This is a genomic window from Streptomyces sp. NBC_00029 (assembly GCF_045160505.1).
Lineage (GTDB): Bacteria > Actinomycetota > Actinomycetes > Streptomycetales > Streptomycetaceae > Streptomyces.
The window spans coordinates 5,427,650-5,452,178 of sequence record NZ_CP108292.1 but is presented as its reverse complement, the minus strand read 5'-3'; the positions used below and the strand labels follow the sequence as shown (position 1 = coordinate 5,452,178).

26 protein-coding genes are annotated in these 24,529 nt (G+C 72.4%); 9 read left to right on the top strand and 17 right to left on the bottom strand.

Annotated elements, in window-relative coordinates:
- Positions 1–34 precede the first annotated feature (34 nt).
- Positions 35–934, bottom strand: a complete 900-nt coding sequence (locus OG753_RS25630) for a LysR family transcriptional regulator (protein WP_405790279.1) — start codon at positions 932–934, stop codon at positions 35–37.
- An 87-nt stretch (positions 935–1,021) separates the two neighbouring features.
- Here OG753_RS25630 and OG753_RS25625 point away from each other — a divergent pair, with 87 nt between their 5' ends.
- The 3 genes from OG753_RS25625 (at position 1,022) to OG753_RS25615 (ending at position 3,320) form a co-directional block, all read left to right on the top strand.
- Positions 1,022–1,708, top strand: coding sequence for an MOSC domain-containing protein (locus OG753_RS25625; protein WP_405792802.1), 687 nt, complete (start codon positions 1,022–1,024; stop codon positions 1,706–1,708).
- Positions 1,709–1,739: 31 nt separating this feature from the next.
- On the top strand, positions 1,740–2,513 hold the full coding sequence (locus tag OG753_RS25620) for an SDR family oxidoreductase (protein WP_327264022.1): 774 nt from the start codon (positions 1,740–1,742) through the stop codon (positions 2,511–2,513).
- A 111-nt stretch (positions 2,514–2,624) separates the two neighbouring features.
- Positions 2,625–3,320 carry an ester cyclase gene (locus tag OG753_RS25615; protein ID WP_327264021.1) on the top strand — a complete coding sequence of 232 codons (696 nt, stop codon included), beginning with the start codon at positions 2,625–2,627 and terminating at the stop codon, positions 3,318–3,320.
- Positions 3,321–3,388: 68 nt separating this feature from the next.
- Here OG753_RS25615 and groL read toward each other — a convergent pair whose 3' ends face one another.
- Positions 3,389–5,017, bottom strand: coding sequence for a chaperonin GroEL (groL, locus tag OG753_RS25610; protein ID WP_327264020.1), 1,629 nt, complete (start codon positions 5,015–5,017; stop codon positions 3,389–3,391).
- Between the two features lie 112 nt (positions 5,018–5,129).
- Entirely contained in the window at positions 5,130–5,438 is a 309-nt protein-coding gene (gene groES / locus OG753_RS25605) for a co-chaperone GroES (protein WP_030389102.1), read from the bottom strand.
- A 259-nt stretch (positions 5,439–5,697) separates the two neighbouring features.
- Between groES and OG753_RS25600 the strand changes: the two genes are divergently transcribed.
- The 3 genes from OG753_RS25600 to OG753_RS25590 all read left to right on the top strand — a co-directional run bounded on the left by OG753_RS25600 (position 5,698) and on the right by OG753_RS25590 (position 8,987).
- On the top strand, positions 5,698–6,198 hold the full coding sequence (locus OG753_RS25600; protein ID WP_405790276.1) for a hypothetical protein: 501 nt from the start codon (positions 5,698–5,700) through the stop codon (positions 6,196–6,198).
- Positions 6,199–7,041: 843 nt separating this feature from the next.
- Positions 7,042–7,575, top strand: a complete 534-nt coding sequence (locus OG753_RS25595) for an LCP family protein (RefSeq protein WP_405790274.1) — start codon at positions 7,042–7,044, stop codon at positions 7,573–7,575.
- On the top strand, positions 7,563–8,987 hold the full coding sequence (locus tag OG753_RS25590; RefSeq protein WP_405790272.1) for an FtsW/RodA/SpoVE family cell cycle protein: 1,425 nt from the start codon (positions 7,563–7,565) through the stop codon (positions 8,985–8,987). The genes OG753_RS25595 and OG753_RS25590 overlap by 13 nt, the downstream gene beginning before the upstream one ends.
- Before the next feature lie 9 nt (positions 8,988–8,996).
- Here OG753_RS25590 and OG753_RS25585 read toward each other — a convergent pair whose 3' ends face one another.
- Positions 8,997–10,349: a hypothetical protein gene (locus tag OG753_RS25585; protein ID WP_405790271.1), complete on the bottom strand. Its 1,353-nt coding sequence runs from the start codon at positions 10,347–10,349 to the stop codon at positions 8,997–8,999.
- Positions 10,350–10,515: 166 nt separating this feature from the next.
- Here OG753_RS25585 and OG753_RS25580 point away from each other — a divergent pair, with 166 nt between their 5' ends.
- The gene (locus OG753_RS25580; RefSeq protein WP_327264015.1) at positions 10,516–10,800 is read left to right on the top strand and encodes a hypothetical protein; all 285 of its coding nucleotides are present in this window, start codon (positions 10,516–10,518) and stop codon (positions 10,798–10,800) included.
- Between the two features lie 75 nt (positions 10,801–10,875).
- Here the strand turns inward: OG753_RS25580 and OG753_RS25575 are convergent, their stop codons facing one another.
- Together OG753_RS25575 and OG753_RS25570 are read right to left on the bottom strand one after the other, a co-directional pair.
- A complete protein-coding gene (locus OG753_RS25575; protein WP_405790268.1) occupies positions 10,876–11,769 on the bottom strand; it encodes a polysaccharide deacetylase family protein in 894 nt (297 codons plus the stop codon).
- Complete coding sequence (locus tag OG753_RS25570; RefSeq protein WP_327264013.1) at positions 11,766–12,635, bottom strand: polysaccharide deacetylase family protein; 870 nt, start codon at positions 12,633–12,635, stop codon at positions 11,766–11,768. Before OG753_RS25570 ends, OG753_RS25575 begins: the two co-directional genes overlap by 4 nt.
- Positions 12,636–12,830: 195 nt before the next feature.
- On the opposite strand from OG753_RS25570, the gene OG753_RS25565 reads away from it, so the two are divergent.
- Positions 12,831–14,039 (top strand): THUMP-like domain-containing protein, encoded by a 1,209-nt coding sequence (locus OG753_RS25565; RefSeq protein WP_405790267.1) that lies wholly within the window; start codon positions 12,831–12,833, stop codon positions 14,037–14,039.
- A 139-nt stretch (positions 14,040–14,178) separates the two neighbouring features.
- Here OG753_RS25565 and OG753_RS25560 read toward each other — a convergent pair whose 3' ends face one another.
- Genes OG753_RS25560 through tsaB form a run of 4 tightly spaced genes read right to left on the bottom strand, consistent with a single transcriptional unit; the run spans position 14,179 to position 16,745 of the window.
- Complete coding sequence (locus OG753_RS25560; protein WP_030725866.1) at positions 14,179–14,451, bottom strand: hypothetical protein; 273 nt, start codon at positions 14,449–14,451, stop codon at positions 14,179–14,181.
- Positions 14,448–15,581 (bottom strand): tRNA (adenosine(37)-N6)-threonylcarbamoyltransferase complex transferase subunit TsaD, encoded by a 1,134-nt coding sequence (gene tsaD / locus OG753_RS25555; protein ID WP_405790265.1) that lies wholly within the window; start codon positions 15,579–15,581, stop codon positions 14,448–14,450. Before tsaD ends, OG753_RS25560 begins: the two co-directional genes overlap by 4 nt.
- Positions 15,574–16,083, bottom strand: coding sequence for a ribosomal protein S18-alanine N-acetyltransferase (gene rimI, locus OG753_RS25550; protein WP_327264010.1), 510 nt, complete (start codon positions 16,081–16,083; stop codon positions 15,574–15,576). Before rimI ends, tsaD begins: the two co-directional genes overlap by 8 nt.
- The gene (tsaB, locus tag OG753_RS25545) at positions 16,083–16,745 is read right to left on the bottom strand and encodes a tRNA (adenosine(37)-N6)-threonylcarbamoyltransferase complex dimerization subunit type 1 TsaB (protein ID WP_327264009.1); all 663 of its coding nucleotides are present in this window, start codon (positions 16,743–16,745) and stop codon (positions 16,083–16,085) included. Before tsaB ends, rimI begins: the two co-directional genes overlap by 1 nt.
- A 120-nt stretch (positions 16,746–16,865) precedes the next feature.
- Between tsaB and OG753_RS25540 the strand changes: the two genes are divergently transcribed.
- Positions 16,866–17,420, top strand: coding sequence for a hypothetical protein (locus tag OG753_RS25540; RefSeq protein ID WP_327264008.1), 555 nt, complete (start codon positions 16,866–16,868; stop codon positions 17,418–17,420).
- A 65-nt stretch (positions 17,421–17,485) separates the two neighbouring features.
- Here OG753_RS25540 and OG753_RS25535 read toward each other — a convergent pair whose 3' ends face one another.
- From OG753_RS25535 to glmS, 7 genes are all read right to left on the bottom strand, one after another.
- The gene (locus OG753_RS25535) at positions 17,486–17,671 is read right to left on the bottom strand and encodes a hypothetical protein (protein ID WP_327264007.1); all 186 of its coding nucleotides are present in this window, start codon (positions 17,669–17,671) and stop codon (positions 17,486–17,488) included.
- A gap of 115 nt (positions 17,672–17,786) precedes the next feature.
- Complete coding sequence (gene tsaE, locus OG753_RS25530; protein ID WP_405790262.1) at positions 17,787–18,353, bottom strand: tRNA (adenosine(37)-N6)-threonylcarbamoyltransferase complex ATPase subunit type 1 TsaE; 567 nt, start codon at positions 18,351–18,353, stop codon at positions 17,787–17,789.
- The gene (locus OG753_RS25525; RefSeq protein ID WP_405790260.1) at positions 18,304–19,563 is read right to left on the bottom strand and encodes an alpha/beta fold hydrolase; all 1,260 of its coding nucleotides are present in this window, start codon (positions 19,561–19,563) and stop codon (positions 18,304–18,306) included. The genes tsaE and OG753_RS25525 overlap by 50 nt, the downstream gene beginning before the upstream one ends.
- Positions 19,508–20,644, bottom strand: coding sequence for an alanine racemase (gene alr, locus OG753_RS25520; RefSeq protein WP_405790258.1), 1,137 nt, complete (start codon positions 20,642–20,644; stop codon positions 19,508–19,510). Before alr ends, OG753_RS25525 begins: the two co-directional genes overlap by 56 nt.
- Before the next feature lie 131 nt (positions 20,645–20,775).
- Positions 20,776–22,179 (bottom strand): NAD(P)H-hydrate epimerase, encoded by a 1,404-nt coding sequence (locus tag OG753_RS25515; protein WP_405790256.1) that lies wholly within the window; start codon positions 22,177–22,179, stop codon positions 20,776–20,778.
- A gap of 10 nt (positions 22,180–22,189) precedes the next feature.
- Positions 22,190–22,558 (bottom strand): holo-ACP synthase, encoded by a 369-nt coding sequence (locus OG753_RS25510; protein WP_327264002.1) that lies wholly within the window; start codon positions 22,556–22,558, stop codon positions 22,190–22,192.
- 24 nt (positions 22,559–22,582) lie between these two features.
- Positions 22,583–24,430, bottom strand: a complete 1,848-nt coding sequence (glmS, locus tag OG753_RS25505; RefSeq protein ID WP_405790254.1) for a glutamine--fructose-6-phosphate transaminase (isomerizing) — start codon at positions 24,428–24,430, stop codon at positions 22,583–22,585.
- Positions 24,431–24,529: the final 99 nt, after the last annotated feature.

Here is a 24,529-nt window from a genome sequence, read left to right as displayed (position 1 = left end):
CCCGGCCGCCGCCGGGGGCGGGCGGGGGCGCGGGTCAGCGCGCGGCCGCCCGCTCCAGCTGCGCCAGGGTCGCGGCCACGGCAGGCACCCGGGCCAGGTCGGGCAGGGTCAGCGCGACGACCTCCCGCTCCACCGCCGGCTCCACGGCCACCGTGCTCACGCCCTTGGCCCGTACGGACTCCACCGCGAGCTCCGGCAGCACCGCGACGCCCAGCCCCGCGCCGACCAGGCCGACCACCGCCGGGTAGTCGTCGGTGGCGAAGTCGATGCGCGGGGTGAAGCCCGCGCCCTCGCACACCTCCACGAGGTGGCGGCGACAGCGCGGACAGCCCGCGATCCACGGTTCGTCGGCCAGCTCCGCCATGCCCACGCGCTCCGCACCGGCCAGCCGGTGCCCCTCCGGGACCAGCCCGACGAGCCGGTCGGTCAGCAGCGGCCGCACCACGAGGTCGTCCCACTCCGAGGCGGAATGGGCGGCCCCGCCGTAACGGAAGGCCAGCGCCAGGTCGCAGTCGCCCTCGCGCAGCATCTCCACCGAGCGCGGCGGTTCGGCCTCGACCAGCGAGATGCGGGTCCCCGGGTGCTCGGAACGCATCGCCGCGAGCGCGGTCGGCACCAGCGTGGAGCTGCCGCTGGGGAAGGACACGAGCCGGACCCGGCCCGCGCGCAGCCCGGCGATGGCCGCGACCTCCTCCTCGGCGGCCGTCAGCCCGGCCAGGATCCCCGCGGCATGGCGCACCAGGGCCTCACCCGCCTGGGTCAGCCGCATTTCGCGTCCGGTGCGGATGAGCAGCGGAGTGCCGGCCGACTGCTCCAGCGCCTTCATCTGCTGGGAGACGGCCGGCTGGGTGCAGCCGAGCTCGCGGGCGGCTGCGGAGAAGGACCCGGTCCCGGCGACAGCGCGCAGAACCCGGAGATGACGTGCCTCGATCACCTTTCGAGCATAAGGCCTGCTTTGATCGCAGCGCCAATATCCCGGCGACGCTTTGGGGCGGTCGGTTAGCGTGGTCCCATGGCCTCCATGCATCTCATCTCCGTGAACCTCGGCCGCGCCACGGCCGTCGATTACTCCGACGCGGAGGGCGGGCGAACGGGCATCGGCAAGCGCCCCGTGCCCGGACCCGTCCGCGTCGTCGCCCCGGGCCCGAAGGCCGACGGCCTCGGCAGCGGCCTGGACGGCGACGCCGTCTGCGACCGGCGCCACCACGGCGGCGACCACCAGGCCGTCTACGCGTACGCCCGCGAGGACCTGGACCTGTGGGAGCGCGAGCTCGGCCGCGAGCTGCCCGGCGGGCTCTTCGGCGAGAACTTCACCACCTCCGGCATCGACCTGAACACCGCGCGGCTCGGCGACCGCTGGCGGGTCGGCGCGGACCTCGTCCTCGAGGTGGCCTCGGCCCGCATCCCGTGCCGGACCTTCCAGGGGGCCCTGGGCGAGGCCGGCTGGGTCAAGCGGTTCACACAGGCGGCCCGGCCGGGCGCGTACCTGCGGGTGATCGAGGCGGGGTCGGTCTCGCCCGGCGACCCGATCGAGGTCATCCACCGGCCCGACCACGACGTGACGGTGCAGCTCTGGTTCCGCGCCTTCACCACCGAGCGGGCGCTGCTGCCGCTCACCCTGGCGGCGGGCACGGCGATGGAGCCGAAGGCCCACGAGCGGGTGCGCCTGTACGTGGAGAAGTACGGGGCGGAGACCGGGGAGGGGTAGCACCGTCAGCCGGGGAAGCTAGGTTGCGCCTATGACGACTGCGTTGATTACGGGATCCACGGCGGGCATCGGCGCCGCCTTCGCCCGGCGGCTGGCCGCCCAGGGGCACAACCTGGTACTGGTGGCACGCGACACCAAGCGGCTCGGCGAGCAGGCGACCGAGCTGCACGACCGGCACGGCATCGAGGCCGAGGTACTGGTCGCCGACCTCTCCACCGAGGAGGGCATCACGGCGGTCGAGCAGCGACTCGACGACCGCACGCACCCGGTGGACCTGCTGGTCAACAACGCCGGCTTCGGCAACAAGGGCCGCTACCTCGAGGTCTCCATGGCCGACGAGCTGACCATGCTGAAGGTGCACATCGAGGCGGTGCTGCGGCTGACCTCGGCGGCCACCGCGTCGATGCGCTCGCGCGGCCGCGGCGGCGTGATCAACGTGGCCTCGGTGGCGGCCTTCGTGCCGCGCGGCACCTACGGGGCGAGCAAGGCCTGGGTCGTGCAGTTCACCCAGGGCGCGGCGCGCGACCTGGCGGGGTCCGGGGTGCGGCTGATGGCCCTGTGCCCCGGCTTCGTGCGTACGGAGTTCCACCAGCGGGCGGGGATGGGCACGGACAACATCCCCGGCTGGATGTGGCTGGACGCCGACAAGCTGGTGGCCACGGCCCTGGACGACCTGGCGCGGGGGAAGACGGTGTCGATCCCGGACCCGCGGTACAAGGCGCTGATGAGCGTGGTGAAGCTGGCGCCGCGCGGGCTGCTGGGCGGGGTGTCCTCGCGTACGGGCCGCAAGTACGGCCCCCAGTAGCCCCGGAGGGTACCCCGAAGGAACCCTGCACAAGCGGCCAACCGGCTGAAATCTCCCTAAACTGGACCTGTCCCATCCAGCGCGGGAGGCGACGCGATGACATTCGTACAAGTGATCGATTACGAGACTACGCGGTTCGACGAGATGAACGCCCTCATCGACCGCTGGGCGGAGCAGAGCAGCGGCAGGCGCACGGCCACGCACACGATGATCGGCCAGGACCGCGAGGCCCGGAACCACTACGTGGACATGGTGGAGTTCGCCTCGTACGAGGAGGCCATGAAGAACTCCCGGCTCCCCGAGACGGACCGGATGTTCCAGGAAATGGTGGCGCTCTGCGAAGGCATGCCGAAGTTCATGAACCTGGACGTGGTCCGCGACGAACACCTCAACAAGCAGCTCGCCGACCGGGTGTTCACGGAAGCGGCCATGGCCGGGAACATGAGCGTCATCGACGAGTGCTTCGCGACGAACTACATCGACCACGACACCGGCAAGGCGGAGTCCACCGTCATCGGGCGCGACTCCATGAGGTCGGACATGGAGACGTGGCGCGCCGCCTTCGACATGACCTTCGAGCCGCAGGCCCAGCTGGCCGAGGGCGACATGGTCACGACGGTGTGGAACTGGCGCGGCACCCACAAGGGCACGTTCATGGGAGTCGCACCGACCGGGAAGACGTACGAGATGTCCGGGAGCACCACCTTCAGGTGCCTGGACGGAGAGATCATCGAGGGCTGGTGGCACTACAACACCGCAGCCCTGCAGATGCAGATGGGCGCATCCGGTTCTCCGTACGGAACCTGAGGCCCCACCACGGGGAAGGCCCCGTCCCGCGACTGCGGAACGGGGCCTTCTCGGCGTGGTGCGTGCGATCAGTGGCTGTGACCGTGGCCGTGGCCGTGACCGGCGTCGCCCTCGTCGTCCGCCGGCTTCTCGACGACCAGGGTCTCGGTCGTGAGCAGCAGGGAGGCGATGGAGGCGGCGTTCTCCAGCGCGGAACGGGTGACCTTCACCGGGTCGATGACGCCGGCCTTGACCAGGTCGCCGTACTCGCCGGTGGCGGCGTTGAAGCCCTGGCCCTTGTCGAGCTCGGCGACCTTCGAGGTGATGACGTAACCCTCGAGGCCGGCGTTCTCGGCGATCCAGCGCAGCGGCTCGACGGCGGCGCGGCGCACGACCGCGACACCGGTGGCCTCGTCGCCCGACAGGCCGAGGTTGCCCTCGAGGACCTTGACGGCGTGGACGAGCGCGGAGCCACCGCCGGAGACGATGCCCTCCTCGACCGCGGCGCGGGTCGCCGAGATGGCGTCCTCGAGACGGTGCTTCTTCTCCTTGAGCTCCACCTCGGTGGCGGCGCCGACCTTGATGACGCAGACGCCGCCGGCGAGCTTCGCCAGGCGCTCCTGCAGCTTCTCGCGGTCCCAGTCCGAGTCGGTGGACTCGATCTCGGCCTTGATCTGGTTGACGCGGCCGAGGACCTCTTCGTGGCTGCCGCCACCATCGACGATGGTGGTGTCGTCCTTGGAGATGGTCACGCGGCGGGCGGAGCCCAGTACGTCCAGACCGGCCTGGTCGAGCTTGAGGCCGACCTCCTCGGCGATGACGGTGGCACCGGTGAGGGTGGCCATGTCCTGGAGCATCGCCTTGCGACGGTCACCGAAGCCGGGGGCCTTGACGGCCACCGCGTTGAAGGTGCCACGGATCTTGTTGACGACGAGGGTGGAGAGCGCCTCGCCCTCGACGTCCTCGGCGATGATCAGCAGCGGCTTCGAGGCGCCGGCCTGGATGACCTTCTCGAGCAGCGGCAGGAGGTCCTGGATCGAGGAGATCTTGCCCTGGTTGATCAGGATGTACGGGTCGTCGAGGACGGCCTCCATACGCTCCTGGTCGGAGACCATGTACGGCGAGAGGTAGCCCTTGTCGAAGGCCATGCCCTCGGTGAACTCCAGCTCCAGGCCGAAGGTGTTGGACTCCTCGACGGTGATGACACCGTCCTTGCCGACCTTGTCCATCGCCTCGGCGATGAGCTCGCCGACCTGCTGGTCCTGCGCGGAGAGCGCGGCCACGGCGGCGATGTCGGACTTGTCCTCGATCGGGCGGGCGGTCGCGAGGAGCTCCTCGGACACGGCCTTGACCGCGGCGTCGATGCCCTTCTTCAGGGCGGCCGGGGAAGCACCCGCGGCGACGTTGCGCAGACCCTCGCGGACCAGCGCCTGGGCCAGCACGGTGGCGGTGGTGGTGCCGTCACCCGCGATGTCGTTGGTCTTGGTCGCCACCTCCTTCACGAGCTGCGCGCCCAGGTTCTCGTACGGGTCGTCCAGCTCGACCTCGCGAGCGATGGTGACACCGTCGTTGGTGATGGTGGGGGCGCCGAACTTCTTGTCGATGACGACGTTGCGGCCCTTGGGGCCGATCGTCACCTTGACCGTGTCGGCAAGCTTGTTGACGCCGCGCTCGAGGGCGCGACGGGCGTCCTCGTCGAACTTCAGGATCTTCGCCATGGGAGCGGTTCAGCCCTCTCGAAAACTCGGGTTTAACGAGCTGCGCCCCTCGCCGCCCGGCAATCAGCGGGGTGACCAGGGGCGCAGCTCAAAGCAGTACTGATGAAGAGAATTACTTCTCGACGATCGCGAGCACGTCGCGAGCCGAGAGGACGAGGTACTCCTCGCCGCTGTACTTCACTTCGGTGCCGCCGTACTTGCTGTAGAGCACGATGTCGCCGACGGTGACGTCCAGCGGGAGACGCTGGCCGTCCTCGAAGCGGCCCGGGCCCACCGCGAGGACGACGCCCTCCTGGGGCTTCTCCTTCGCGGTGTCCGGGATGACCAGGCCGGAGGCCGTGGTCTGCTCGGCGTCCAGCGGCTGGACCACAATGCGGTCCTCAAGCGGCTTGATGGCAACCTTGGAGCTGGTGGTCGTCACGATCCGACCTCCCCCTTCGGAGATCCGGGGTTAACTGTCTGAGGTGGCGACCAGGTCGATCCGTCGTCGCGGGTGCCGGATCTGCCTGTCGCTGTGTTGGCACTCACCAGGGGTGAGTGCCAGGTGCGAGACTATTCCGGCGATTAGCACTCGGTCAAGCGGAGTGCCAATTCCCGGCCGGTCGGGCGTTGCGCGAGGGCGGGTACCGGCCACGGAAAAACCGCGCGAACGCCCGTTCGGCATCACTACTGTCCCCGGTATGACCAGGACGAACTCCGGCGTGCGATGGCTCCACGTCGTCCCGATCGCCGTCGGCATCGCCGTCGGGATCTTCATGTGTCACGTGGCCGTACCGCGGCTCATCACCCAACTGACGGGGGTGGACGGCACGTTCCGCGCGGAGCGCTGCACGTGGGGGGAGTTCGACTCTCGCGGAGACCGGACGATGACGTGCGCGGGGAACTTCGCCGCCGCCGACGGATCGTTCACCCTTCCCGGGATCAGGATCGACGGAGTGTTCGACGACCGGCCGCGTGGGCCGGTCGCTGCGCGCGTCGGCGGGCCGTCGGCCGGCCATGCCGTGCAGATGGATCTCGCCTCGTCGCTCGCGCCCATCGGCCTGGGGCTGACGGCCTTCGCGTTCCCCGCCTGGGCGCTGACCGCGGCCGCCCGCGACGCCGCCGACCGCCGGCGCCGCCGGTCCGGCCCGCCGGCCCCCGAAGCCGACCCCCACTCATGGGGCCCCCTCCCCACCCCTTGACCCTGCGGGCGGCTCGGCGGTGCCCGTCTGCGCGGGCCTGTCCCGGCCCGGGGGGCGCCTCTGCCCTGCGGGCGGGCTCGGCGGCGTGCGGCGCGGCCGCGTTCTGCCTCGGGCCGCGCCTCAAACGCCGGCGGGGCTGGTGCCCTGCGGGCGGGCTCGGCGGTCTGCGGTGCGGCCGCGTTCTGCCTCGGGCCGCGCCTCAAACGCCGGCGGGGCTCGGTGGTGTGGGGCGGTGCCCCGCACGAGAGCCTCCTCGGCCGGTGCCCTGCGGGCGGGCTCGGCAGTGTGCGGCGCGGCCGCGTGCTGCCTCGGGCCGCGCCTCAAACGCCGGCGAGGCTGGTGGTGTGGGGCGGTGCCCCGCACGAGAGTCTCCTCGGCTCGGCGCACGCGGGCCCGTCACGGACAGGCGGCCGCGGTCGCGCGCTCGTCCTCCGGGGACCCTCCTGCGTGTCCCCACCCCACGGCAGAGCTTCGGCAGTGCCAGCCGTTCCCCCGTGGCCCTCTCCGGCGGAGGGCAGGGGGGACGTGGCGGGGTGTCCCCGCAGGACGAGCGCGCAACCCAGGCCATACAGCTGGACCCCCGCCGCAGGCGCGAGCCGAGGAGATACCCCGGCACGGCACCACGAACCGACCCAGCCGACAAACCCGCACACCCCAGCCCCGCCGACGATTGAGGCGCAGCCCGAGGCACAACCCGGCCGAGCAGCCCGCAGGGCAGAGGTGCGATACGGCCGGGCCGCACTCGGGACGGGCGCCGCCGGGCAGTGCGATATGTGACGCTTGGTCCGTGCGCATCCTCGTGGTCGAAGACGAAGAGGGCCTCGCCGCATCCCTGCGGCGGGGGTGAAGGACCGGTACTCGGGCGCCGACTTCCCGGCGGGCCCCCAGACGCTCGACGGCCGGCAGTCGCTCGCGTTCGTGCGGCAGCGGCACGGCCTGGACATGGGTGACCTGGACCGGACGAAGCGGCAGCAGGCCTTCCTCGCGGGTGCGACGAAGAAGCTGAACTCGGCCGGGACCTTCATCGACCCGGCGAAGCTGATCAAGCTGATCGACGCCGCGAAACGGGACGTGGTGACGGACGAGGGCTGGGATCTGTTGGCGTTCCTGAAACAGGCGAAGAACCTGTCGGGCGGCAGGGTCCACTTCACGACCCTTCCCGTCGAAGGCTTCGGAAGGAACCATGGGGAGGACATCAACGTCGTAGATGATATGAAGATAAAGCGCCTCATTGCCGAGCAGATCGGACCCAAGCCCTCCGCCGGCCCCGGCGCCCCGTCCTCACCCCCGTCCTCACCGGAAGCGGCACCCCCGCCGTCCTCGCCGCCCTCCCCGTCCCCCTCCAAGGACGGCGGCGGCATCCCGTGCGTGGACTGAAGCCCCTGACCTCGGCGGTCGCCCGCCGCCGCACCGAGGCTCTGCTCCTGGTCTTCGTCATCGCCATCGCCGTCTTCGGCCACGCCGCCGCGGGCCTCGCCATGAACGACGAGCTGCCGCCCAACCTCGCCGGATTCACCGTCAGCATGACCCTGCTGTCCCTGGTGGGACACCTGGGCGTGCGCCGCTTCGCCGCGTACGCGGACCCGCTGATCCTCCCGCTCGCCATGCTGCTGACCGGGCTCGGACTGGTGCTGCTGCACCGCCTCGACCAGGGCTACATCGAGCGCTACAACTCGGACGCGAACGCCCCCGGCCAGCTGATGTGGACGGTGGTCGGCGTCGCCGCGTGCCTGCTGGTGCTGGCGCTGTTGCGCGACCACCGGCTGCTGCAGCGCTTCATCTACATCACGATGGCCGTCGCGCTGGTGCTGCTGATCGCGCCCGCCTTCTTCGGCGCGGACACCTACGGCGCGAAGCGCTGGATCAAACTCTTCGGCTTCTCACTACAGCCCGGCGAGTTCGTGAAGATCATGATCGCGATCTTCTTCGCCGGTTACCTGGTCATCCACCGGGACTCGCTGGCCCTGACGGGCCGCCGGTTCCTGGGCGTACGGCTGCCCCCGATGCGCCAGCTCGGCCCGATCGTCACGGTGTGGATCGTCTCGATGCTGGTCCTGGTCTTCGAGCGCGACCTGGGCACCTCACTGATCTTCTTCGGCGTGTTCGTGGTGATGCTGTACGTCGCGACCGAACGCACCGGCTGGATCGTCTGCGGTCTGATCATGGCCTCGGCGGGTGCCTTCGTGGTCGGCTCGACGGAGCCGCACGTCAAGGCGCGCGTGGCCGCGTGGCTCAACCCGCTGTCGTACTACTGGGAGACCCGGCCGCCGGGAGTCACTTCGGACCAGTCGGCGCAGGCGCTCTTCAGCTTCGGCACGGGCGGCATCTCCGGCACCGGCCTCGGCATGGGACATCCCGAGCTGATCGCGTTCGCCGGGCGCAGCGACTTCATCCTGACCACGGTGGGCGAGGAACTGGGCCTGGCCGGGGTGATGGCCGTACTGATCCTCTACGCGCTCCTCGTGCAGCGGGGGCTGCGGATGGCGCTCGGCGCCCGCGACCCGTTCGGCAAGCTGCTCGCGGTGGGGCTGGCGGCGGCGCTGGCCCTTCAGGTCTTCGTGGTCGCGGGCGGCGTGACGGGCCTGATCCCCCTGACGGGCAAGGCCCTGCCCTTCCTGGCGAAGGGCGGCTCCTCCCTCCTGGCCAACTGGATCATGATCGCGCTGCTCCTGCGCATCAGCGACAGCGCGGAACGCCAGCGCGAGGCGGACACCCTCGGCCCACCGGAAACGACGATCACCCCGGCGGTGGGAGCGGTGACGGGCGCCGCGGGCCGGGCGGGACTTTGACGACAGGACCTAGAAGGGGGGACGGTCGCTGTAGCCCGTCGGCTGCGGCGGCTGGACCCGGGGGCGGGGCGTCCGCAGGAGCGTCACCGCCTCCTCCACCCGGCCCAGCTCCACCAGGAGCGGGCCGAGGGCCCACTGCTGCTCCAGGCGGTCCGCCTCCAGGAGGGCGACGGCCTCTTCCGGGCGTCCCTCGTCGGCCAGCAGGAGGGCCAGGCTCTCCCGCGCGTACGGGCGTCCGCCCTCGGGGTGGGCCCCGGCTTCCGCGACCGCCTCGTCGAGCCGGCCGCAGGCGGCCAGGAGCGGCCCCCGCAGCCGGAAGAGTTCCCACTCCTCCCTGCCCCGCCGGGCCTTGAGCGCGTCGAGGTGGGCGAGGCCCTCCTCGGCACGGCCCTCGGCGGCGAACAGCTCGCACAGCGGGTCGAGGATCCAGTCCTCGGCGCTGTTCAGCGCGCACAGGACCTCGACGGCCTCGGCACCCCGCCCGTGCCGGGCCAGCAGCTCCGCGAGCAGGATCGACCGGTGCCAGAGGCCCTCGCCCGCGTGGTTGCGGTACGCGTCGACCGCACCCGCCACGTCGCCGCGCCCCTCCAGCAGCTCCGCCAGCCGCCGGGCGGCTTCCCACGGACCCGAGCCGGCCGCGTACGCGCGCAGCTCGTCGATCCGGTCGTGCCGGACCAGCAATTCGGCGAGCGGGTCACGGTTGCCGACGACGACGGGGTCGTGCGCGTGCAGCACCGCGATCGCCTCGTCCGTACGGCCCTGCTTCTCTCGCACGGACGCCAGGAGGTTCACCGCGTTGAACGGCACCGTGGACGGACTGCCGCACTCCGGGCTTCCGCACCGCGTGCACGGGTTCCCCGGGGCCAGGCGGGCCTCCAGCAGCTCCGCGACCTCGTCGCCGCGGCCCAGCCCTACGCCCACTTCGACCAGTGCCTCGGCGGTGATCCGGTCGGTGACGTGTGGCAGGAGCAGCTCGTACGCCTCCTCGCCGTGTCCGTGCCGGGCCAGCAGCAGGGCCAGGTCCCGCAGGGCGAGCCCGTCCCCGTCCGGTGCGAAGGGGCGGACGAGGGCGATGGCCTCGTCGCCCCGGCCCCCGGCGTCCAGCAGTCGCGCCACCTCAGCGGCCGCCGTCCACCAGCCTGTGCCGACGTAGGGGGCCAGTATCTGGAGAGCCTCGTCCAGCTCGCCCCGGCCGGCCAGCAGACGCGCCCAGGCCCGCGCGCAGAACCAGTCCCCGTCCTCCGCCGCGGCCAGCCCGCGCACCACTTCGGTGTGCCCGAGGGCGAGGAGGCGGTCGACGAGGTCGGGTGGCACGCACTCGTGGTGCATGTTGGTCCTGCGGTGCAGTACGGCGGCGTCCATGGCCGCACCCTAGGTGATCGTTTCTTCCGTCCGCAGGGGCGCCCGTTCGCGCGAGCGGGCGAGGTCCCTTCCGGTGATTGCTGGGCGCCGCGTGAGCCACGTACGTGCCGGTCCGGGTACGCCCTCTTCGCAACGACGACACCGAGCACCCTTGAGGGGATCAGCCATGTACGCAGCAGTCCGGCGGTATGAAGGTGTGACCGACCCGGCCGAGGCCGGGCGCATCGTCGACGAGGGGTTCGTGCCGATCATGCGCCAGGTCCCCGGGTTCGTGGCGTACTTCTGGGTGGATGCCGGAGGCGGGGTGATGGTGTCCACCAGCGTCTTCCGCGACCGTGCGGGCGCGGACGCCTCGATCGAGCGGGCGAAGCTCTTCGTGCGCGACAACCTGGCCCGCCTCCTGCCCAACCCGCCCCAGGTCACAGCCGGCGAGGTCGTCGCCTCCGCCTAGCACCCGCCCAGGACGGGCCGCAGACGCCGAGGGGCGAGGAGCTACGCGCTCCTCGCCCTCCCCCGAAGCCCCCGCCTACAGGTAGTCCTCCAGCCGCCCGATCCGGTAACCCTGTTCCTGGATCCGCTGGAGCATGCGCGTCGTCATCTGGGTTTCCGTCGTGCCCTTGAGCTCACCGGGGCCGCGGAAGTGGGCCAGGATGATGTCGCCCGGTTTGAGGGCGGAGCCCTCGGCGTACTGGAAGTTGTTGATCTGCATCGAGGCCCGCCACAGCAGCAGGGACGAGACTCCGCACTCCGAGGCCGCCCGGAGGGTGTCGTCGTTGTAGTTGCCGAAGGGCGGGCGGAAGAACGGCGGGCGCTGGCCGAAGCGCTTCTCCAGCCGGTCCTGCTGGCCGCATATCTCCTTCTTCTGCGCTTCGAAGGACAGGGTCCGCAGATTCGGGTGGGTCAGCGTGTGGTTGTTTATCGTGCTCGCCGAGCCGTTGTCGCGGAGCTTCTCGAAGTACCCGTAGTCGGACGAGGCCACGCTGTCCGTGAGGAACATGCTGATCGGCAGCTTGAGGTCGGCCGCCATCTTCAGGAACTCGGGGTCCTTCTCCGCGCCGTCGTCGAAGGTCAGGAAGACGACCTTGTCGTCCGCCGGGACGGGTATTCGGTCTATCACCGGGACCTTGCCCGGGCCCGGCTTCGGGATCTGCGGTTTCCGGTCCGGCTTGGGCGCGTACTGGAGGGGGGCCGTCAGGCCCCACTTCTTGTACGCCTCGTCGGAGGCACCGCCGGGCGCCGGTGTCGGCGCGGGCCCGGACGGGGCCGCCGACGGCGTGGCGCCGCCGGCGTCCGGTGTGGCCTCCGCCGTCCTGCGCGCCAGTCGTTCGCTGGGGTCCACGCTGCCCCCGCACCCCGTCAGGGACAGCGCGAGCGCGCCGGCGACCAGCGTCCCGGCTACCAACCGGCGCGCGAACTTCACAGATAGTCCTCCAGGCGAGCCACGGCGTACCCCTTGTCCGTGACGGTCTTCATGACATGACGGATCATGTCAGGCATCGTGCCCTTCCAGTCTTCCTTGCCCCGGAAGTGCGTGAGGATGATGTCACCGGGATGCAGATCGCGGTCCCATTCACGGTAATCCATGCGGTTGGTGAACGCCTCCGCGTTCCACAGCGGGACCGCCTTGATGCCGCAGGACTTGGCCGCGCGCAGCGTGTCCTGGTTGTAGTTGCCGTACGGCGGCCGGAAGAGGGTCGGCCGCTTGCCGAACTGCTTCTGGATCGTGTCCTGCTGGCCGCAGATCTCCTCGCGCTGCTGCTCGTACGACAGGCCCGGCATGTAGCGGTGGTTGAGCGTGTGGTTGTTCAGCGTGACGCCCGCGGCCTGCATCTGCTTGAAGTACGGGTAGTTGTCCCGCACGACGTAGTCGCTGAGGAAGGCCGTGTACGGGATCTTCAGCTCCTGCATCATCTTCAGGAACTCGGGGTCCTTCTCCGACCCGTCGTCGATCGTCAGGAAGACGACCTTGTCCTCGGTGGGGACGGTGGTGAAGACGTTGGGGTACTCCTCCTGGTCCTCCACCTCGAAGCCGTCGCGCGTGGTGATCTCGGGCTTCTCCTTCGGCGCCGGCGGGGCGGCGAGCGGGGTCTTGCGCAGGCCCCACTTCTTCGCCGCGGCGATGCGCGCCTGCTGGGCCGCCTTGGCCTTCTCGGCGGCGCTCAGCGCGCCCGCCGCGCCCGCCTCCGCGGCCTTGGCGGCCTTTTCCTTCTCGGCCTTGGAGGGCCCCGGGTCCCCGGAGCCGCACGCCGTCCCGAGGGCGGCGACGAGCAGGGCTGCCACGGCCACCCCGAACCGGCCGCGCGGACCCGCCGCGTACCGGTGACCCTGTTGCGACTTATTTCCCTTTTGTCTTACTAGCTGCATAGCTGCGCATCCTGGCACCCGACACACGGGCCGCCCGGAAGACACCGCGAACGCGGTCCCACCTTCCTTCGACTGGCCCACACCGTCCGGGTCCGGACCGTCGCCGACAATGGATCCGTGACCCCCGAAGACTTCGCCGCGCTCCTCGCCCCCGAGGGCCGCGCCCTCCTCGACTCGCTCCGCGACTACGACCCCGCCCAGGAGCTGGCCGTCGCCACCCGGCTGCGCCGCGAGCACCCCGCCGCCCTGGTCTCCGCCGCACTCGGGCAGGCCCGGCTGCGGCAGCGCGCGGTGGCGAAGTTCAGGGCCGAGGACGCCTTCCGGATGTACTTCACGCCCGGCGGCGGCGAGATGGCCACCCGCACGTCCGTGGCCTCGTACCGGGCCGAGCGGCTCGCGGCCCTCGGCGTACGGAGCGTCGCTGACCTGTGCTGCGGCATCGGCGGGGACGCGCTCGCACTGGCGCGGCTCGGCATCCGGGTGCTCGCGGTGGACCACGACCCGCTGACGGTCGCCGTCGCGCGGGCCAACGCCGAGGCGCTGGGCCTGGCGGACCTGATCGAGGTCCGGGAGGCGGATGTGACGGAGGTGGACACCTCCGGCTACGACGCCGTCTTCATCGACCCGGCGCGGCGCGGGGGGCGCGGCCGGATCTTCGACCCGGAGTCGTACTCGCCGCCGCTGTCGTGGGCGGTGGAGACGGCCCGTGCGGCGAAGTGCGCCGCCATCAAGATCGCCCCCGGGATCCCGCACGAGGCCGTGCCCGCGGAGGCCGAGGCCGAGTGGATCTCCGACCAGGGGGACGTCAAGGAGGCCGTGCTCTGGTTCGGCACCGCGCCCGGGACGGTGCGCGCGACCCTGCTCCCCGGGCCGCGCGGGCTGCACACCGCCGATCCGCTGCCGGATCCGGAGGCCGGGCCGGTCGGCCGCTGGCTCTACGAGCCCGACGGCGCGGTCATCCGGGCCCATCTGGTCGCCGAGGTCGCCGGGCAGCTGGACGGCCGGCTGATCGACCCGACCATCGCCTACATCACCGCCGACGAGCTGCGCGCGACGCCGTACGCGACGGCGTACGAGATCACCGACGTGCTGCCCTTCGGCCTGAAGAAGCTCAAGGCGCTGCTGCGCGAGCGCGGGGTCGGGATCCTGACGGTGAAGAAGCGCGGCTCGGCGATCGAGCCCGAGGAGCTGCGCAGGAAGGTCAAACCGCAGGGGCCGAACTCCGCGACCGTCTTCCTGACCCGGGTGGCGGGGGCACCGTCGATGCTGATCGGCTCCCCGGCCGTACCGCCTGCCGTGCCGCCTGCGGCGTCGCCCGGCCGCTGACCTGCCGGACGGCGGCCGGGGGCGGGCAGCACCCCGGCCGGGCCGGACACTACGGGCCGGCCCGTGCGGGCCGTCGGCCCGAGCCGCGCCCGGGCCGGGGGCTCGCCGTGCGGCGGCGCGCGGCCACCGGAGGGGTCGGTCAGCCCCCGTCGACCTCCACCGACTCGAACCGCCAGCGGTGCACCGCCCGCGTGATCAGGTCGGCCGCGGGCTCGGGCAGTTCGGGGAGGTCGGCCGCCACTCCCTCGGCGGCCTCCCACCAGGTGATCACGAGTACCCGGTCCTGCGGTGCCCGGAACACCTCGCGGCGCACCGGCTCCCGGGCGAGGACCTGGGCGCGGGCCCACTCCAGCAGCTCGTTGCCCCGGCCGTCGGCGGCCCGGGCCTCCCACATCAGCGCGACGGTGCTCACGAGTACAGGTTGTCCTTGCTCAGCTCGTGCACGTGGTCGTGATCGTGGCCGTGGCTGTGCCCGCTCCCGCTCCCGTGCTCGTGCGCGGTCCCCGGCACGTGCGGGTCCGTCACCGGCAGCGAGGAGTCCGCCGACAGGTCCCAGTCCGAGGCCGGCCGGTTCCGCTTGACCATCTCCGCGCCCAGGGCCGCCACCATCGCGCCGTTGTCCGTGCACAGCTTCGGCCGCGGCACCCGCAGGATGATCCCCGCATCGTCGCACCGCTCCTGCGCCAGCGAGCGCAGCCGGGAGTTGGCCGCGACGCCGCCGCCGATCATCAGATGGTCGACGCCCTCGTCCTTGCAGGCGCGGATCGCCTTGCGCGTCAGCACGTCCACCACGGCCTCCTGGAAGGACGCCGCCACATCGCGCACCGGCACCTCCTCGCCCGCCTTCCGCTTCGCCTCGATCCAGCGGGCGACGGCCGTCTTCAGCCCGGAGAAGGAGAAGTCGTACGCGGCGTCGCGCGGGCCGGTGAGCCCGCGCGGGAAGTTGATCGCCTTCGGGTCGCCCTCGCGCGCGAGCCGGTCGATGACCGGACCGCCGGGGAAGCCCAGCTGGAGCACGCGCGCGATCTTGTCGAAGGCCTCGCCCGCCGCGTCGTCGATGGTCGCGCCGAGCGGCCGTACGTCGGAGGTGATGTCCGGGGCCAGCAGCAGCGAGGAGTGCCCGCCGGAGACCAGCAGGGCCATCGTCGGCTCCGGCAGCGGACCGTGCTCCAGCTGGTCCACGCAGATGTGGGAGGCCAGGTGGTTCACGCCGTACAGCGGCTTGCCGAGCGCGTACGCGTAGGCCTTGGCCGCCGAGACGCCCACGAGCAGTGCGCCCGCGAGCCCGGGACCCGCGGTGACCGCGATGCCGTCGAGGTCGCGGGCGCTGACCCCGGCCTCCTTCAGGGCGCGTTCGATGGTGGGGACCATCGCCTCCAGGTGGGCCCGCGAGGCCACCTCGGGCACGACGCCGCCGAATCGGGCGTGCTCGTCGACGCTCGACGCGATCGCGTCCGCGAGCAGGGTGGTGCCGCGGACGACGCCGACGCCGGTCTCGTCGCAGGAGGTCTCGATGCCGAGGACGAGCGGTTCGTCAGCCATTGCTCTCACTGCTCTCAGTTCGTGCTTGTGCGGGGTCGGTCAGTCGCATGACGAGCGCGTCGACGTTGCCGGGCTGGTAGTAGCCGCGCCGGAAGCCGATGGGCTCGAAGCCGAAGCGCTCGTAGAGCTTCTGGGCGCGGGTGTTGTCGACCCGTACCTCCAGCAGCACCTCGGCGCACTCGAACGCGGTGGCGGCGCGCAGCAGGTCGGTCAGGAGCCGGGCGCCGAGCCCGGTCCCCCACTGGTCGCGGGCGGCCGCGATGGTCTGTACGTCGGCCAGGTCGCCGGCGGCGGCCAGTCCGGCGTAGCCCACCAGGCGGCCCGCCGCGTCCTCGGCGACGACGTAGCGGCGCGTGGCCTGCGGGCCGCGGGCGTGGGCGAGTTCGGACCAGAACATCCCGGCGGACCAGGCGTCCTCGGGGAACAGCTCGTGCTCCAGTTCCAGCACGGGCCCGATGTCCCACCAGCGCATCTCGCGCACGGTGTGGGGGGTCGCCGGCATCACTGCGGGGTGACCACCTTGTAGTTCTTGGGTACCTGCGCGTCGGGCCGGCGCAGGTAGAGCGGGGTCGGGGGCAGGAACTCCAGGCCCGCCGCGAGCCGTTCCGCGGCCAGGGAGGCCAGCGCGGCGGCCGACTGGTGCTCGGGGGCCCGCGCGTCGGGGAACACCTCGGGGTAGAGGTGCGCGCCCTGGCCCACGGCGGGCAGGCCGGCGACCTGTTCGGCGATGTCGGCCGGGCGGTCCACGGCGGGCTCGCCGACGCGGGTGCGCGGGTCCTCGTACCGGGCCCAGTAGACCTCCTTGCGCCGTGCGTCGGTGGCGACGGTGAAGGGGCCCTCGATCCCGGCGGCGCCCGCGGCGTAGGCGAGGCCGTCGAGCGTGCACAGGCCGTGCACGGGCACGCCCAGCACCGCGGCGAAGGTGGAGGCGGTGACGAGGCCGACGCGCAGCCCGGTGTAGGGGCCGGGGCCGACGCCGACGACGACGCCGGTGACGGCTTCGAGCGTGACCCCGGCCTCGGCGAGGACCTTGTCCACGGAGGGCAGCAGCAGCTCCCCGTGGCGGCGGGCGTCGACCTGGTTCGACTCGGCGACGACGGACTCACCGTCGTGCAGGGCGACGGTGACGGCGGGCGTGGCGGTATCTACGGCGAGCAAGAGCACGCGAACAGCCTACGACTCCGGCGGCCGCACCCCTTGCGGCCGGTCTCGGAGCAGGGTGGCTGCTACCTTTCGACCGGGGTACCGGACGTGGTACCAGTCGGCGCGGAGAGGTGGAGCAAGGTGGCACGCAGCAGCTCGGGAATCGTGGCCGGGCTCACGGCCGCGGCAGTGGCCGTCGTCGGCTTCCTCGGCTACCAGGCCTCCGCCACGGCGCCCGCGCAGCCCCCGAAGGCGGCCGTGCAGGAACCGGCCCCCGCCGCGAGCCAGGCCGCCAAGCAGGACCCGTCGAAGCCGGTTGCCGTGCCCGAGGGTTCCGGCACGGGGGTGCGCGTCGTGTATTCGGTGGGCCAGAAGCGGGTGTGGCTGGTGGGCGACCCCGCGCAGCCGCCGAAGTCGTTCACGGTGGTGCCGAGCACGGTGCATCCGAAGTCGGGCACCTACACGGTCGGTTCGCGCTCCGGTGCGGTCACCGGCTCGGACGGGGTGCCGATCGAGCACGTCGTCCGGTTCGCCACCGCGGAGGGCGTGGCGGTCGGTTTCAGCGCCCGCACGGACGGCGCGCTGCCGGAGCCCGACCCGAACAAGAAGACCGGCGGCATCCGTATGAGCCGCGCCGACGGCGACGCGATGTGGGCCTTCGCGACGATCGCCTCGAAGGTCGTCGTCGTTCCCTGACGGGCCCCCGCCCTCCCTGACGGATCCCCCGCTCTTCACCCGACCGGGTGAGCGCAAGACACCCCTCAGGCCGCTTCGGATTCCGGAGCGGCCTCTTCGTGTGCGGGGTCCACCGGCCCGCCCGTGCCCGTGGCGTACTCCCGTGCGGGTGGCGTGGAGACGGCGCTGGCGGCCGCGCCGGCGGCGAGGAGCGTCCACATGGAGACGGCGGACGGGCGGGGTTCGCGATGTGCTCCTGCTGGTGCCGACATGGCTGCCTCCTGGACCCGGGACACCGTACTTAGGCATACCTAAGAAACTCTCGGTACCATGTCACCACGAGCGCTGCCGACAGCGCAATATCTTGCCGACGAGTTGTCGGTACGTTTACTCCGAGAGAGCGCCCGCCAGGGCACCCAGCCCGGCACCGGCGCCCCAGCGCGCCCCGACCCCGCGCACCGCGACCTCCCGTACGTCGTCCAGGACCTCCTCGTGGCCGACCGCGCGTGCGATCACCACGTGCAGCCGGTCGTCGGAGAGCTCCTCCACCTTGCCGTCGCCCCACTCCACGACGACCACGGACTCGGGCAGCGAGACGTCGAGGTCCAGGTCCTCCATCTCGTCCAGCCCGCCGCCCAGCCGGTACGCGTCCACGTGCACCAGCGCCGGCCCACCGGTCAGCGAGGGGTGCACGCGGGCGATCACGAAGGTCGGTGAGGTCACGGCCCCGCGCACGCCCAGGCCCTCGCCGAGGCCGCGGGTGAGCGTGGTCTTGCCCGCCCCCAGCTCGCCGGTCAGCAGGACGAGGTCGCCGGGGCGCAGCAGGGCGGCGATCCTGCGGCCCAATTCCTGCATCGCGTCCGGGGAATCGATGGTGATCCGGGTCTCGGAGCCGGCCCCGGCCTCAGCTGCCGGCACCTGGCTGCGCTGTGCTTCCAGCGGTACTTCTTCCATGCCCGCCAACGTTAGTCGCTGCGGGGACCACGGCCGCCCCGGTGCGCGCCAGCAGCTCGGTGAGCAGACGCGTCACGGTTTCCGGGCGTTCCAGCATCATCAGGTGCCCGGTGGACTCCAGGACCACGAGGTCCGCGCCGGGCAGCGCCTCCTTGATGGCGACGCTGTGCGCAGCCGGGGTGATCATGTCCTTGTCCCCGGCGATGACGGTGACCGGCAGGTCCGCGAACAGCTGGAGCGCGGCGGTCTTGTCGTGGGTCTGGAAGGCCGGGTAGAACTCGGCGACCACGTCGATGGGCGTGGCCTCGATCAGCCGCTCCGCGAACCGCGCGACGCCCGGATCCACGTCCCGGGAGCCGAACGAGTACATCTTGATCATGCCGGCGAACAGGTCCGCGGTGGCCCGGCGGCCCTTCTCCACCAGCTCCACCTGCGAGCCGAGCGCCTTGAGCACGCCGGGCAGCAGCCGGCGGACGGCGCCCATACCGGCGGCGGGGAGCCCGTACGTCACCTCGCCGAGGCGGCCGCTGGAGGTTCCGACCAGGGCCACGCCGACGACGCGCTCGCGCACGATCTCGGGGTACTGCTCGGCGAATCCCATGATGGTCATTCCGCCCATCGAGTGACCCACGAGGATCAGCGGCCCCTCGGGGGCGGCGGCGTCGATGACGGCCTTGAGGTCCCGGCCGAGCTGATCCATGCTCAGCGGTTCGCCGTCCGCCTGGGCGAGGCCGCGGGCGCTGCGGCCGTGGCTGCGCTGGTCCCAGTAGACCGCGCGGACGACACCGCGCAGGGCGGCGCGCTGGAAGTGCCAGGAGTCCTGGCCGAGGCAGTAGCCGTGGCAGAAGACGACGGTGGCCCGGGGGTCGGGCTTGCGGCGCAGCCGGCGCCGCTTGCCGTCCTCGGGGAGCTCGTCGACCTCGTAGTACAGCTCGGTGGCGTCCTCGGCCCGGCAGATCCCCTCGGCACCGCGCAGGGACCCGTAGTCCCCGGCCGCGTCGAGTGCGAGGCGTGCCTTCATCCGCATGCCGCGCCCGACGGTGATCCGTTCGACCGCGACACCGGCCGCCGCGCCCGCGGCTATCACGCCGATGGCGGCGCCGGCCCAGCCGGCCTTGCGCCAGTTCTCGCTCACGCCGCCGTCCTCACTCCGCTCAGCCGCCCAGGTACACCCGGGGCACACGTCCACCGATACGGGTGACGATCTCATACCCGATCGTGCCCGCCGCCCGGGCCCAGTCCTCGGCGGTGGGTTCACCGCGCTCCGCGTCCCCGAAGATGACGGCCTCGTCACCGGCGCGGGCGTGGTCTCCGTCCAAGTCGACCACGAACTGGTCCATCGCGATGCGCCCGGCGACCTGGCGGATCCTGCCGCCGACGAGCACCGGGCCGAGGCCGGAGGCCTGCCGCGGAATGCCGTCGGCGTAGCCCGCCGGGACCAGCGCGAGGTTGGTCTCGGTGTCGGTGACGTAGTGGTGGCCGTAGCTCACGCCGTGGCCGGCGGGGACGGTCTTGACCAGGGCGAGGGAGGCCTTGAGGGTCATCGCGGGCCGCAGGCCCAGCTGGGCCGGGGTGCCGAGCTCGGGCGCGGGCGAGACCCCGTAGACGGCCAGCCCGCAGCGCACCAGGTCGAAGTGGGACTCGGGCAGGGTGAGGGTGGCCGGCGAGTTCGCGATGTGCCGGACCTCGGGCTCGACGCCCTCCTTCTCGGCGTACGCGAGCATCTCGCGGAAGGCGGCCAGCTGGAGCTGGATCGAGGGGTGCCCGGGCTCGTCGGCGCAGGCGAAGTGCGACCAGACACCGGTGACCTGGACGGTCCCCTCGGCCTGGGCGGCGACGGCCGCCCCGACCAGCGCCTCCCAGTCGGCGGGCTGGCAGCCGTTGCGGCCGAGGCCGGTGTCGGCCTTGAGCTGGATGCGCGCGGTGCGGCCGGCCGCGCGGGCGGCCTCCCGCACCTCGTCGAGGGCCCACATTCCGCTGACGGCGACGTCGACATCGGCCTCGACGGCCTCCCGCCAGGGCCCGCCCGGGGTCCAGAGCCAGCACATCAGGCGTCCCTGGATCCCGGCGGCGCGCAGGGCGAGGGCCTCGTCGGGGGTGGCCGTCCCGAGCCAGGTGGCACCGGCCTCCTGGGCTGCCTTGGCGCACTCCAGGGCCCCGTGCCCGTAGGCATTCGCCTTGACGACGGCCATCAGCTCGGCCCGGGGCGCCCGCTCGCGCAGGGCGCGCACGTTCTCCCGTACAGCGTCAAGATCGATCTCGGCGTACACGCGCGTCGCTGTCTCGTTCATCGCCCACAGTCTCTCAGAACCCCCGCCGGTCCCTGCGGGGGCTGGCCCAACTGGCCACCGAGCTTCCGCTACGAGCGGCCGCGCGCGCCGCAGGGGCCCGGGGGCGGAGCCCCGGACGGGCGGCGGCACGGTCAGGGGTGGCGGGCGTCGCGCCAGGCTCCCGGGAGGGCCTCGGCCACCTGGTGGGCCAGCAGCGGCCCGCCGGCGCGCCGGGCCGCCAGGCCGTGGAGGTACGCGCCCACCGCGCCCGCGTCCGCCCCGGACAGCCCGCCCGCCAGCAGGGACCCGGCCAGCCCGGACAGCACGTCCCCGCTGCCGGCGGTGGCCAGCCACGGGGTTCCCGTCGGGTTCACCCGGACGACGGCGTCCCCGCCGGAGGCGACGAGCGTCGTCGAGCCCTTGAGCAGCACCGCCGCCCCGTACCGCTGCGCCAGCGTCCGTACCGCGTCCAGCCGTCCCGCCTCGACCGACTCCCGCGACACCCCCAGCAGCGCCGCCGCCTCCCCCGCGTGCGGGGTCAGCAGGGTCGGGGCCGTCCGGGCCCGCAGCGCCCCCGCGTCCAGGCCGCGCAGCCCGTCCGCATCGACCAGTACCGCCGTGTCGCCCGCGAGCAGCTCCGCGACCTCCCCGGCGCGGCCCTCCCCGATCCCGGGGCCGACCACCCACGCCTGGACCCGGCCGGGCCCGATCAGCGTCTCCGGGTAGCGGGCGAGCACCGCCTCCGCCGCCGGGCCGACGTACCGCACCGCCCCCGCACCGCCCCGAAGCGCGCCCGCCACGGCCAGCACCGCCGCGCCCGGGTACTGCGCGGACCCGGCGGCGATCCCGACCACGCCCCGCCGGTACTTGTCGCTCGACGCCGTCGGCTCCGGCAGCAGCCCCGCCACGTCCGCGTGCTGCAGCGCCTCCACCTCCGGGGCGGGCAGCTCCAGCCCGATGTCCACCAGGTGCACCGCGCCCGCCCGCGAGGCCCCGGGGTCGATCAGCAGGCCGGGCTTGTACGCCCCGAAGGCCACCGTCACATCGGCCGTGACGGCCGGACCCGCCACCTCCCCGGTGTCCGCGTCCACCCCGCTGGGCAGGTCCACCGCGACCACGGGGACCCCCGGCGGGATCCGCTCCACCAGCGCCGCGGCCGCCGGGCGCAGCCCGCCGCGCCCGCCGATCCCGAGCAGTCCGTCCAGTACGAGGTCCGCCCGCTGCGGGACGGATCGCGCGAGGTGCCCCCCGGCGGCCCGCAGCGCGGCCAGCCCGCCGGCGTGCAGCCGCTCGGGGTCCATCGGCACCGCCGTCACCCCGGCCCCGCGCCGCGCCAGCCGGGCGCCCGCGTACAGCGCGTCGCCACCGTTGTCCCCCGGGCCGACGAGCAGCACGACCCGGGCCCCGTACACCCCGCCGCGGCCGCTGCGCAGCAGCCCCGCGCACGCGGCGGCGAGGCCCGCCGCGGCCCGCTGCATCAGGGCGCCCTCGGGCAGCCGGGCCATCAGTTCCCGCTCGGCGGCCCGTACGGTCTCCACGCTGTAAGCAGTTCGCACGGACTGCCCCCTAACCCTCTGCGATCACCACGGCGGAGGCGACTCCCGCGTCGTGGCTGAGCGAGATGTGCCAGGACTTCACACCCATGGCCAAGGCCCGCGCCTCGACCGTCCCGGACACGCGCAGCCGTGGCTGCCCGCTGTCCTCGACGTACACCTCGGCGTCGGTCCACAGCAGGCCGCCGGGCGCGCCCAGCGCCTTGGCCAGGGCCTCCTTGGCGGCGAACCGTGCGGCGAGCGAGGCGGTCCCGCGCCGCTCGCCGCTCGGCAGCGTCAACTCGGCGTCGACGAAGAGCCGCCCGGCCAGGTTCGGGGTGCGCTCCAGCGCCGCTCCGAACCGCTCGATCTCCGCTACGTCGATCCCGACGCCGATAATCACAACGACAACTCCACTGGCCGACTACTACTCCACGGTCACCGACTTGGCGAGATTACGCGGCTGGTCCACCTCGTTGCCGCGCGCTGTGGCCAGCTCGCACGCGAAGACCTGCAGCGGCACCGTCGCCACCAGCGGCTGGAGCAGGGTCGGCGTCGCCGGGATCCGGATCAGGTGGTCGGCGTACGGGACGACCGCCTCGTCGCCCTCCTCGGCGATCACGATGGTCCGCGCCCCGCGTGCCCGGATCTCCTGGATGTTCGACACGATCTTGTCGTGGAGCACCGACCGGCCGCGCGGCGACGGGACGACCACCACCACCGGCAGGTCCTTCTCGATCAGGGCGATCGGCCCGTGTTTGAGCTCGCCCGCCGCGAATCCCTCGGCGTGCATGTAGGCCAGCTCCTTGAGCTTGAGCGCGCCCTCCAGGGCCACCGGGTAGCCGACGTGCCGCCCGAGGAACAGCACGGTGTTCTTGTCGGCGAGGGAGCGCGCGAGCTCCCGTACCGGCTCCATGGTCTCCAGTACGGTGTCCACCGCCGCGGCGATGTCCGACAGCTCCCGGACGACGGCCTCGATCTCGTCGCCCCACTTCGTGCCCCGGACCTGCCCGAGGTACAGCGCGACGAGGTAGCAGGCGACCAGCTGCGTCAGGAAGGCCTTGGTCGAGGCGACGGCCACCTCGGGACCCGCGTGCGTGTAGAGCACCGCATCCGATTCGCGCGGGATCGTCGACCCGTTCGTGTTGCAGATGGCCAGCACCTTGGCGCCCTGCTCGCGCGCGTGGCGCAGCGCCATCAGGGTGTCCATGGTCTCGCCGGACTGCGAGATCGCGACCACGAGCGTGCGCTGGTCCAGGATCGGGTCGCGGTAGCGGAACTCGCTCGCCAGCTCCGTCTCGCACGGGATGCGGGTCCAGTGCTCGATGGCCAGCTTCGCGATCATGCCCGCGTGGTACGCCGTACCGCACGCCACGATCACGACCTTGTCGACCTCCCTGAGCACCGAGACGGGGATGCGCACCTCGTCCAGGGTCAGCGAGCCGCTCGCGTCGATCCTGCCCAGGAGGGTGTCGGCGACGGCCTTCGGCTGCTCGGCGATCTCCTTGAGCATGAAGTAGTCATAACCCCCCTTCTCGGCCGCCGAGGCGTCCCAGTCCACGTGGTAGGCCCGCACGGTCGCCGGCGAGCCGTCGAAGTCGGTCACCGAGACGCCCTCGCGGCGGAGCTCGACGACCTGGTCCTGCCCCAGCTCGATCGCGGACCGCGTGTGGGCGATGAACGCGGCCACGTCCGAGGCGAGGAAGTTCTCACCCTCTCCAACGCCCACCACCAGGGGGGAGTTCCGGCGCGCGCCGACCACCACGTCGGGCTCGTCCGCGTGCACGGCGACCAGGGTGAACGCGCCCTCCAGCCGCCGGCACACCTGCCGCATCGCCTCCGCGAGATCGCCGGTGGCCGAGAACTGCTCCGCCAGCAGGTGCGCGACGACCTCGGTGTCGGTCTCGGACTCCAGCCGGTGTCCGCGCTCGGCCAGCTCGGCCCGCAGCGCGGCGAAGTTCTCGATGATGCCGTTGTGCACGACGGCCACGCGCCCCGAATTGTCGAGGTGCGGGTGGGCGTTGGCGTCGGTGGGCCCGCCGTGGGTCGCCCACCGGGTGTGCCCGAGCCCCGTGGAGCCGGACGGCAGCGGGTGCCCGACCAGCTCCTTCTCCAGATTGACGAGTTTGCCCGCCTTCTTGACGGCCGCCAGGCTGCCGTCCGCGAGCACGGCAACCCCGGCCGAGTCGTAGCCGCGGTACTCCAGCCGCTTGAGTCCGGCGATGACCACATCGAGCGCCGACTGCGCTCCCACGTAACCCACAATTCCGCACATAGGCCGCAGCGTACGCCGTAGTTGGCCCGCTGCCCCGTAGCCGAACAAGACGAAAACCCCGCTCCGGCGAACGTGCCGGAACGGGGTTGACGCTCAGTG

Excerpts from the sequence above, each read along its gene's own strand:
- OG753_RS25625 (WP_405792802.1), top strand. The coding sequence starts at position 1,022 with ATGCATCTCATCTCCGTGAACCTCGGCCGCGCCACGGCCGTCGATTAC.
- OG753_RS25620 (WP_327264022.1), top strand. The coding sequence starts at position 1,740 with ATGACGACTGCGTTGATTACGGGATCCACGGCGGGCATCGGCGCCGCC.
- groL (WP_327264020.1), bottom strand. The coding sequence starts at position 5,017 with ATGGCGAAGATCCTGAAGTTCGACGAGGACGCCCGTCGCGCCCTCGAG.
- OG753_RS25600 (WP_405790276.1), top strand. The coding sequence starts at position 5,698 with ATGACCAGGACGAACTCCGGCGTGCGATGGCTCCACGTCGTCCCGATC.
- OG753_RS25585 (WP_405790271.1), bottom strand. The coding sequence starts at position 10,349 with ATGGACGCCGCCGTACTGCACCGCAGGACCAACATGCACCACGAGTGC.
- OG753_RS25580 (WP_327264015.1), top strand. The coding sequence starts at position 10,516 with ATGTACGCAGCAGTCCGGCGGTATGAAGGTGTGACCGACCCGGCCGAG.
- tsaD (WP_405790265.1), bottom strand. The coding sequence starts at position 15,581 with ATGGCTGACGAACCGCTCGTCCTCGGCATCGAGACCTCCTGCGACGAG.
- rimI (WP_327264010.1), bottom strand. The coding sequence starts at position 16,083 with ATGCCGGCGACCCCCCACACCGTGCGCGAGATGCGCTGGTGGGACATC.
- OG753_RS25535 (WP_327264007.1), bottom strand. The coding sequence starts at position 17,671 with ATGTCGGCACCAGCAGGAGCACATCGCGAACCCCGCCCGTCCGCCGTC.
- tsaE (WP_405790262.1), bottom strand. The coding sequence starts at position 18,353 with ATGGAAGAAGTACCGCTGGAAGCACAGCGCAGCCAGGTGCCGGCAGCT.
- OG753_RS25525 (WP_405790260.1), bottom strand. The coding sequence starts at position 19,563 with ATGAGATCGTCACCCGTATCGGTGGACGTGTGCCCCGGGTGTACCTGG.
- alr (WP_405790258.1), bottom strand. The coding sequence starts at position 20,644 with ATGAACGAGACAGCGACGCGCGTGTACGCCGAGATCGATCTTGACGCT.
- glmS (WP_405790254.1), bottom strand. The coding sequence starts at position 24,430 with ATGTGCGGAATTGTGGGTTACGTGGGAGCGCAGTCGGCGCTCGATGTG.